At 73.2% G+C, this 8,902-nt stretch carries 8 protein-coding genes; 1 reads left to right on the plus strand and 7 read right to left on the minus strand.

Annotation, left to right across the window (positions count from 1 at the left end; translation table 11 throughout):
• A partial coding sequence (locus tag AOK17_RS42805) for an ATP-grasp domain-containing protein (protein WP_055618059.1) occupies nt 1–792 on the plus strand: 792 nt, incomplete at its 5' end.
• Between the two features lie 101 nt (nt 793–893).
• Here the strand turns inward: AOK17_RS42805 and AOK17_RS42810 are convergent.
• The 7 genes from AOK17_RS42810 to AOK17_RS42840 form a co-directional block, all read right to left on the minus strand.
• Nucleotides 894–1,511 carry a hypothetical protein gene (locus AOK17_RS42810; RefSeq protein WP_055618060.1) on the minus strand — a complete coding sequence of 206 codons (618 nt, stop codon included), beginning with the start codon at nt 1,509–1,511 and terminating at the stop codon, nt 894–896.
• The gene (locus AOK17_RS42815) at nt 1,477–2,313 is read right to left on the minus strand and encodes an FkbM family methyltransferase (protein WP_055618061.1); all 837 of its coding nucleotides are present in this window, start codon (nt 2,311–2,313) and stop codon (nt 1,477–1,479) included. The genes AOK17_RS42810 and AOK17_RS42815 overlap by 35 nt, the downstream gene beginning before the upstream one ends.
• Nucleotides 2,310–2,546: a Trm112 family protein gene (locus AOK17_RS42820; RefSeq protein ID WP_055618062.1), complete on the minus strand. Its 237-nt coding sequence runs from the start codon at nt 2,544–2,546 to the stop codon at nt 2,310–2,312. Before AOK17_RS42820 ends, AOK17_RS42815 begins: the two co-directional genes overlap by 4 nt.
• Entirely contained in the window at nt 2,446–3,489 is a 1,044-nt protein-coding gene (locus AOK17_RS42825; protein ID WP_055618065.1) for a hypothetical protein, read from the minus strand. The genes AOK17_RS42820 and AOK17_RS42825 overlap by 101 nt, the downstream gene beginning before the upstream one ends.
• 15 nt (nt 3,490–3,504) lie before the next feature.
• On the minus strand, nt 3,505–4,260 hold the full coding sequence (locus AOK17_RS42830; protein ID WP_055618063.1) for a class I SAM-dependent methyltransferase: 756 nt from the start codon (nt 4,258–4,260) through the stop codon (nt 3,505–3,507).
• On the minus strand, nt 4,257–5,579 hold the full coding sequence (locus tag AOK17_RS42835; RefSeq protein ID WP_055618064.1) for a condensation protein: 1,323 nt from the start codon (nt 5,577–5,579) through the stop codon (nt 4,257–4,259). Before AOK17_RS42835 ends, AOK17_RS42830 begins: the two co-directional genes overlap by 4 nt.
• The coding region (locus tag AOK17_RS42840) for an alpha-(1->3)-arabinofuranosyltransferase domain-containing protein (RefSeq protein ID WP_079053608.1) at nt 5,576–8,902 on the minus strand (3,327 nt) is incomplete at its 5' end. The genes AOK17_RS42840 and AOK17_RS42835, both read right to left, overlap by 4 nt.

Raw genomic sequence — 8,902 nt, forward strand, 5'->3', positions numbered from 1 at the left:
GTGGAGCGGGCCGGGGCGGACGCCGCCGTCGTGTGCTGGGACGATCCCGACGTCAAGTGGGACGGCTTCGACCTCGCCGTCATCCGCTCCACCTGGGACTACAGCTGGCGGGCCGCCGAGTTCGTGGCGTGGGCCGAGCGGTGCGGGGCGCTGACGGCACTGGCGAACCCCGCGGCCGTCGTCCGCTGGAACACCGACAAGCGGTATCTCGGCGACCTCGCAGCGGCCGGGGTGCCCGTCGTCGACACCCGGTACCTCGCTCCCGGCGACCCGGCCGACCTGCCCGCCGACCGCGAGTACGTCGTCAAGCCCACCTCGGGGGCGGGCGCCCGGAACGCCGCCCGCTATACGCCCGAGGACCACGACAGGGCCGTACGGCATCTGGAGTGGATGCACGCGGAAGGGCTGACCGCGATGGTGCAGCCGTACATGCGGAGCATCGACACGGCGGGTGAACGGGCCCTGCTGTTCTACGGCGGGCGCTTCCTGCACGCCGTCCGCAAGGGCGCCGTCCTGGAACCCGGCACCGCGTACGACGCGGACAAGGTCCCGCACCCGAACCTGCGGCCGTGGGAGCCGACCTCCGCGGAACTCGCCGTGGCGGAACGGGCGTTGGCCGCCGTGCCGGACGCTCCCGAACTGCTCTACGCCCGCGTGGACCTGGTGGACGGCGACGACGGGGCGCCCCGCGTCATGGAGCTGGAACTCGTCGAGCCCAACCTCTTCCTCTTCCTGCACGAGGCCTCGGTGCCGGTCGTCGCGGAGGCGATCGTCAAGGCCGCTACCCGCTGACGGGCCCACCGCTGTAGGCCAACGGCTGTGGGCCCACACCTGTAGGCCCACCGCTGCGGGTCTACGGCCGTTGGCCCACGGCTGTAGGCACGCGCCGTACGTCAGCCGCGTGCCCCCGTGACCGCCATCCTCTGCAGCAGCCCGTACGTGAACTCCGCCACGCAGTCGTGCGGTACGCCCGATGCGTCCGGTGCCGTGAACGCCAGCCCCCACCGTGTCGGCGCCGACCCCTCCAGCGGCCGGGCGGGTGCGAAGGCGCGGGCCGCCTCGTCGACCGTGCAGGACCAGGGAGTCAGGTCCTCCAGGGTGCGCAGCTCGGGGGAGGGGGCGCCCGGCGCGCGGACCAGCCACTCGTTCCAGGCCGCGCCGTTCGGGGCCACCAGGACCTCGAAGCGGAGGTCCGCCCAGAGGGGGACCGGCCACAGGAGTGCCTCGCAGGACAGGTCGCCGATCTGCCGGGGCGTGACCGACTCCGGTTCGCCGAGGATCGAGCGGTACCGGGAGACCGTTCCCCGGCCCCGCGGCACATGCCGCATCGCCTGCCAACGGCGGTTGGCCTCGCGCATGTCCGCGATCGAGACGCCCAGCGCGTGGCGGGCGTCCTCCACGAGGTCCGCGTTGTGGTCGGCCATGCGGCGCAGCAGGACCAGCTGGAAGTCGAGCGGGGTGAACGGGCCGGCGGGCCTATCGGGTCGCTTGGCGGGAGGCATGCGTCCCATCGTGGCGTACGTGTCCGGCGCGGTGCGCGTCGCCCGGGGTGCGGCCCGTCGGGAGGAAGAGCACCGAGTTCACGTACCGGACGTACCCCGGGCTCCGGAAGGCCAGCACCCGTCGCAGCAGGCCCTGGGAGACCACGTGCGAGGCGTGGGCCTGGTGGGACTCCAGGTCGAAGGAGGCGAGGGGGAGCCAGGTGTCGTCGGGCAGGACCCAGCCCTTGTAGCCGCGCTCGGTGAGGAACGACACGACGGGCCTGATGGGCTGGATGCGGGCCTCCAGTTCGATGAACAGGGCCGGGCGGTCACGGGTGAGGAGGGTGGTCGCGCCACGCAGTACCGCCAGTTCGTTGCCGTCCACGTCGATCTTGACGAAGCCGACGTCGTGGAGGTTCAGGCTGTCGAGGGTGAGACAGGGGACGTCCAGGGCGCGGGCGTGGATGTCCCGGCGGACGAGTGAGGAGACGCCCCGGTCGCCCTGGTCGCCGGACGGCAGCCACAGCCGGGCCGTGCCCCGGCGGTCGCTCGCGGCGGCCCGGACCACCCGGACGTTCCCGGGCGTCGCGGTGGTCAGCAGCCGGGCCAGATGCGGGACGGGCTCGACCGTCACCACGCGGTGCGCCCGCTGCGACAGACGGCGCGTCCAGGGGCCGTACCAGCCGCCGACGTCCACCGCCGTGCCGCAGCCGGGCGGGCAGAGATCGCCGAGCCGGGCCAGTTCGGGCTCGAAGCGCGGATAGACGAACCGGGCGGCGGCGGCGACCAGCCGCACCGGCACGAAAGGGGCCAGACGGGCTGCCAGGGTCATGAGGTCAACATCCGTTTCAGCAGGCGTTCGTGTTCGTCGTCCGTCACCTGTTCGCCGGAGGACGGGAGGAGCTGCGGGATGCCGTCCACGATCGGATAGCGGCGGCGCAGACGCGGGTTGTAGAGAGCGTCCTCAGTACTCTCCGGACCCTCCGTCTCCTTTTCGAGGAGATGCAGCGGCCCCTTGTCCAGCGGGCACGCCAGTATCTTCAGCAACGGGTCGTCGGGGTTCATCAGTGGTCAACTCCCTTGTGTGGGGCGGGGGTTGGGGCTCTTCCGGTGGATCGTGCTGTGGTGCCGGACCGGGCTGCGCCGGCGGGTCGTGCTTGGGCATCGCCAGGAGTACGGAGACCGCCAGCGCCGTACCGCCGATGCGCAGCGCCAGCCGCAGCGGGTCCTCGGGCAGTGCCTCGCCGAACGCGAGCGTGCCGAGCACCGCGGTGAACAGGCAGGTCACCGTCGTGCAGACCGGCACGATCAGCGAGGCCCGGCAGCGCTGCAGTGCCGCCTGCGACATCACCAGGCCGAACGCGCCGGTGAACAGCAGGAGATAGGGGTACGGGGAGCTGAGCAGATCAACCACCGCACCGCCGAGGCCGCTTGAGGTGAGGTAGCTCGACACTCCCTTGATGGCCAGCGAGCTGACCCCGTACAACAGGCCCACCGCCACGCCGTATTCGACGCCCGTGGTCGGCATGCGGTGCCGGTGGCGGGCGCGGCGCTCGGCGGACGCGTACAGCCAGACGCCCATCGCGAGCGACGGTACGCAGACGAGCAGGATCAGCGGGGCGGGAGCGCTGCGGCTGACGGTGTCGGAGCCCTCCTTGAGGGACAGGACGACCATGAGCAGCGCGACGAGGATCGCCCCGATGGCGTACCGCTCGCGGCCCGAGGTCTCCTCGCCGAGCAGCACCGAGGAGAGCAGGACGAGGATCACCAGGCCGGAGACGAAGATGCCCTGCGCGGCGGCGATCGGCAGCGTGCGGTAGACGACGAGCTGCGCGCCGAAGCCGGACGCCAGGGCGAGGGAGCCGCCGATCCACAGCGGACTGCCGAGGACCAGCCGCAACAGCCGGGCGGGCTGCCGGACGGTCACCTGGGGCATCGCCGCCAACGCCCGTTTCTCCAGCACGAATCCGGTGCTGTAGAGCACGTTCGCCAGCAGTGCCGCGGCCACCCCCCACCACATGGTCTACGTCCTTCGCGCGTGCAGGAGCAGGATCGAGGACACCGACGGCACGGCACACGCCAGCCGGTCCAGGGGGCGCATCGGCCGGGGCACGCCGTGGAAGGGCGCACCCTTCAGCCGTACGACCTCGAAGCCAGACGCGGTCACGAACTCCCGCAGCGCACGGGCCGTGTAGAGCCGCAGATGGCCCACGACCTCCTTGCCGGGGCGGCCGTGGATGGCGCGCAGGCTCACCTCGGAGAAGACGGGCTGGACACCGGCGAGCAGCAGGGCACGGTTGTACCAGGCGGCCAAGTTCGGTGTGGAGAGCATGAGATGGCCTCCCGGGCGGAGGATCCGGTGGATCTCGTCGAGCGCCGCGTCCGGGTCCACGAGGTGCTCGACGACCTCGCTGAACAGGACGGCGTCGGCGGAGGCGGACCTGAACGGCAGCCCGCCGTCGGTGAGTTCGCCGCGCACCGCGTACGGCAGGTGGGCGTGGGCGCGTCTGAGGGCGTCCTGGGACCAGTCGACGCCGACGATGCGATGGCCGGCCAGCAGCGGCGCCGCCGTCGCGGCGGCGGAGCCGTCGCCGCAGCCGATGTCGAGGACCGTCCGCGCACCGGACGTGGCCGGGCCGAGCGCGGCGGCCAGCATCCGCGCCTGGCGCAGACTGCGGGGCGCGCCGGAGGCGACCGGCACGGCCGGGTCCTCGTAGAAGTCCCGCAGCCCGTGCGGGGGTTGGCCGCCGGACGGCCGGCGGGGCGGAGCCGTGGTCATGGGGCACTCTCCGTGGCGTGTTCCGTGGCGTGCAGGTAGTGCTCGAAGAGGTCGCGGAGATGGGAGCCGTCGCCGTGGCTGAGCAGCCTGCGGGACCAGCGGAACGCCACGTGCAGCCGGCCCGCCGTGGACGCGGTTGTGACTGTCAGCCCGCGCGGCATCCGGGCCGGCGCCGAGAACCACACCGCGTGCGCCCGCCCCGCCCCCTCGCCGAAGTCGAGGGCGTACGGAATGCGGCCGATGTTGCTCAGCAGCGTGGTCGACGTCCAGGGCCCGGCGGCCCTCCGCAGCCCCCGGGTGAACGCGGCCCGCCACGCCACCGGGACCACGGGAGCCGTCAACAGGGCTGCCCCGTGACCGAGTTGGGGCCGCGGCAGCGCCTTGAGCGCACGGGTGCGGTCCGCCGTGCGCCGCAGCAGGCCCGCCATGTCCGAGGCGTCCAACTCTCCGGGCGCGAAGGGGACTTCGACGAGCCGCGTGCCGTTGCCGATCGGCATGTCCGTGTCGCGCGTGCGGTCGTCCACCGGCATCGTGATCCGCAACGGGCGAGGCCGGGCGCCGTGTTCACGGTTCCAGTGGGTGATCATCAGGGCGGTGGCCACCATGAGCTGGTCGTTCACGGTGTACGGGGAACCCTTGGGCCGGCGCGGGACGCCGAACTCGGCGACGAGCATGCCGTTGCCGGGCGAGGGCTCGGGAGCACCGTGCGCCACCCGCGCGGGCGGGGCCCAGCTGGAGGGCGCGTCGACCGGGCTCGGCGCCTCGGCCGTCGTACGGGTCGGGGGCGCCGCCGGGGAGTTGTCCCGGCCGCCGTACAGCTCGGCGGCGGTGGCGAGGACCCGCAGACAGGCCGGGCCGTCGAGGGCGGTGTGGTTGATCGTGACGAAGAGGACCGTGTCGTCGGCCTCCGGATCGATGACGACCTCGAGGCGGATCGGCGGCGACGCCGACAGCGGCGGGGCGTCCTGGAGCGCCCGGTCGCGGGCGTGCTTCAGGGCGTCCCGGTCCGGCGGCGGGAACAGCACGACCTCCACGTCCGCGTCCGGGGTGAGCTCCCACTCGTACCGCCGCCCGTACCAGGGGCGCCGGGCCTCGCGCATCAGGATGCGGGGGTGGCGGTGCAGGGCTCCGGTGAACGCGGCCCGCAGCCGGTCCGGGTCGAGACGGCCCGGCAGATGCACCTCGATGTGGACGGTCTCCGGCTCCTCCTCCTGGAGGCAGTGCCTGGCGACCTCGTCCACGACGGGGAACGGGATCCGGGCGGGCGGCGTTACGGGGCCGTCCGTGCCGTCGCGTGCCGGGTGGTCCAGCGTGGTCATGTGTGTTCGCCTTCCCCCGTCTCCTCGGGTCGTGCCGGCCGCGGGTCATCGGCGCGGGCCGGCCTGGCGTCCTCGGGGTCCGCGGGCCTCGCCGCTCCGGGCCGTTCCGGCCTCGGCTCCTCCGGTGGTGTCGCCCTGAACTTCGGCTTCCGGAAGCCGAACCGGGTGGTGGGAGGGTCGGGCTCCGGCTGCGCGGACCCCGGCCCACGGGCGGAGATCGTCGGGCCGGACGCCACCCTGGGGGCGGGCGGGGCCTTGGTCTCTCCGGGCGCGGGCCCGGCTCCTTGCTCCGGTGCCGTGCCGGGGGTCGGGGACGCGCCCGGGGCCGTCGGTGCTCCGGACGACCCGTAGGACCCGGCTGTCCCGGCCGTCCCTGCCGCCTCTGCCGTCCCGGACACTCCGGGCATCCCGTGGTGTGCCTCGGGCGCCCGGGACGATTCGGACGCGCCAGGCCCCGCGCTCTCACCTCGCCGCCGCTGAGGCAGGGGCTCGGTCGGCGCCTCGGTGCCCGCCGCCGGTGGTGGCAGCGCGCTGGCCTTGGGGGCGCCGGGATACCCCGGAGCGGCGGGAGTGCCTGTGCCGGGAGGAGTGCCGGGAGCTCCGGGATGCCCGTGGGCGCCGGAAGCCCCGAAGGCCTGACCTCCGCCGGGGCCGCCAGGACCCCGAGCCCCGTACGACGCCTCCCCGACCGAGACCAACCCCGCGAACAGCGCGATCAGCGCCAGAAGTTGGGCCGTGGGTCCGAATGCCCCCGCGCCCTCGGAGACCGGCTCCCCGGCACCGGTCGCGGCGGTGATCCCGGCCCCCGCGAGGGCGAGGAACGCGATGGGCACCAGCAGGGCGTGCCGCCGCCAGGCGAGCAGTGCCAGCAGAGGCACCAGCAGCGCGAAGAACCCGGCGATCACGATCCCGACCAGCGTGAGCACGACCGTGCCCAGGATCAGACCGGGCGGCGGCGGCACCGGCGAGGGCTCGTCCGTGTTGGGCGAGTTCCGCCGGTAGAGCACGAGCCCCGCGAGGAGGAGCACCGCGACACCGCCGCCGATCAGCCCGGCCTCGTACAGCGTCGACGGCTCGTACGAGAGCTCGACCGTGCCGCCCGCGCCCGCCGGGACCCGCCAGCCCTGCTGCCAGCCGTCGAGCCGCACCGGGTCGAGCTTCTTGCCGTTCAGCGTGGCCTTCCAGCCGTCGTTGAAGTTCTCGTACGTCGTCAGGTACGAGGCCGCGCCCGAGCCGACGGACACCTCGCGGCGGTCGCCGAGCCAGTCCCGGATGCCGAGTTCACGGTTGAGCGCGGTGGGTGTGGTGACCGTGCCGCGCGTCAGCGTGACGTCGGTGACGGCGAGCGGTCCCGCGTCGCCGGCCTCGACCCGGTGCGAGCCCGAACCGAGGGACAACTCGGGGTCCGCACGCCCCTCCTGGCAGAGCGTCAGCTCGATGGGCCGCCGCTCGACGAGGTCCTGCACCGTGCCCTTCGCGCTGGTCTCGTACAGCTCGTCGTCGACGGCGAGCGTCGGACCCTCTCCGCAGGGGACGTCGAAGGTGCGGGTGCTGCGGGGCTGCGGGGTGCGGTACTGGTCCAGGGCCGGGACGTACGCCTCGGTGAGACCGACCGGCAGTTGCAGGTCCTCGTCCGCGAGCGGGTTGTGGACCGTCATCGGGGCCGTCTCGGTGATGGTGATGTCGAGCCGGTCCGTGGTGATCGGATCGAAGCGGACGACACCGTTCTCGTCGACGCCCGCGATCGTCGAACCGTCCGGCGAGCTGATGTTGACCTCCGTCGGCCGGGTGGAGAGTCCGCCCGCCGGAGCCAGCACGATCTCGCCCACGGCCTGCTTGTCCGGCCAGCGAAGATGGATGGTCGGGTTGTCCCCGGCTATCCAGGCCGTGGACAGATTGCCGTCGGTGAGGTTGCGCGGCGAGAGCCCGGTGCCGAGCAGGGCCGTCGAGTCGGCGGTCGCCGTGATCCGGTTCCGCTGCTCGGGCGCGACCTTGTAGAGCAGCTCGTCGAGCTCGTCGCTCGGCACGGGGACCGCGCTCGCCTTCACCTCGTACGTGCCCGCCGACTCCGAGGTCCAGCGGCGGTGCAGCCCCGCCTCCGTGCCCGTGGGCGAGAAGCCGCCCGGGTCGGTGGCGCGGTGCAGCGAGACGACCTCGGCGGCGGCGTCGGTGCGCTCGGCGTCCGTCGGGAGCCGCAGCATGCGGGTCACCTGGACGTCGGGAATGGTGATCTCGGAGAAGCCCGCACCGGACAGGTCGGAGCGCCGGGCCGCCGAGTCGACGATGGTGACCTTCAGCCAACTCGTCGCCCCTTCAGGGGCCTTGATGCGCTGACGCATGCCGTTGGCCTGGAGGGTGCTCGTTTCGGAGCCGCGCTCCGTCTCCACGCGTACCCGGGTCGGCGCCGAGCGCACACTGTCCTGCGGCAGCGGGGTGACCCGGATCGAGTCGGGGATCTCCGTCTCGTCCGTGAAGCCGATCCGCAGCCACTGCCCGTCCGCCGAACCCGCCGCGCCCTCGGCCCAGGCGGTGTTCGGGTTGCCGTCGAAGGCGTTCACCGGGTCGTACTGCGGAAGATAGAACATCCAGTTGCCGCTCGACGACGCGGAAACCGAGCGCGCGCCGCGCAGTTCGGCCACCGTCTGGTGCCCGATGCCCTCGGTCGGCAGGATCTGGTGCGGCTTCTCCCCGGCGTTCTGGAAGCTGTCGGAGTGATTGCGTTCGTTACGGGTGTACGTGTACGAGGTGTTGGCGTTGACCAGGCCGAACCGGGTGTCGGCGCGCCGCAGTCCGTCGCCCACCACCTGCAACTCGGGGGCGCCGAGGCCGGGATGGTTGTCGCCGGTCAGCACGGCGGCGCGGTCGCGCATGGTCGGGTCGGCGGACAGCGGCAGCAGCGCCTCGGGCCCGCCGGAGACGACGGCCGTGTCGGCGACCGCCTTCAGCCCGGCCTGCCCGGGCCGCGGCACGTCCGCGCTCGCCGGCTCGTAGATCTCGACGGCCCGCTGCCGCGGGTACAACCCCTCTATCTGCACGGGGGTGTTCTCCGCGATGCGCCCGCCCGTCATCACCGGACCGAGGCCGGTCACCCGCCGGTAGCCCGACTCCTCCAGGGTGCGCTTGACGGTCGTGGTCGGTACGTAGCCGAGCTGGTCGGGGTCGAGATCGTTGCGTACGACGACGTAGTAGAGGCCGGCCCGGCTCAAGTAGTCGGCCAGGCCCGGGACTTCGCCGCCCGTCAGCAGGGACTGCTCGACCGCGTCCATCGCGCGCCGGTTGCCCGCGGTGCCGAACGGCACGTAGTCCCGCTGGGCCCAGCGGGA

This window comes from Streptomyces phaeochromogenes (assembly GCF_001418655.1).
Lineage (GTDB): Bacteria > Actinomycetota > Actinomycetes > Streptomycetales > Streptomycetaceae > Streptomyces > Streptomyces phaeochromogenes.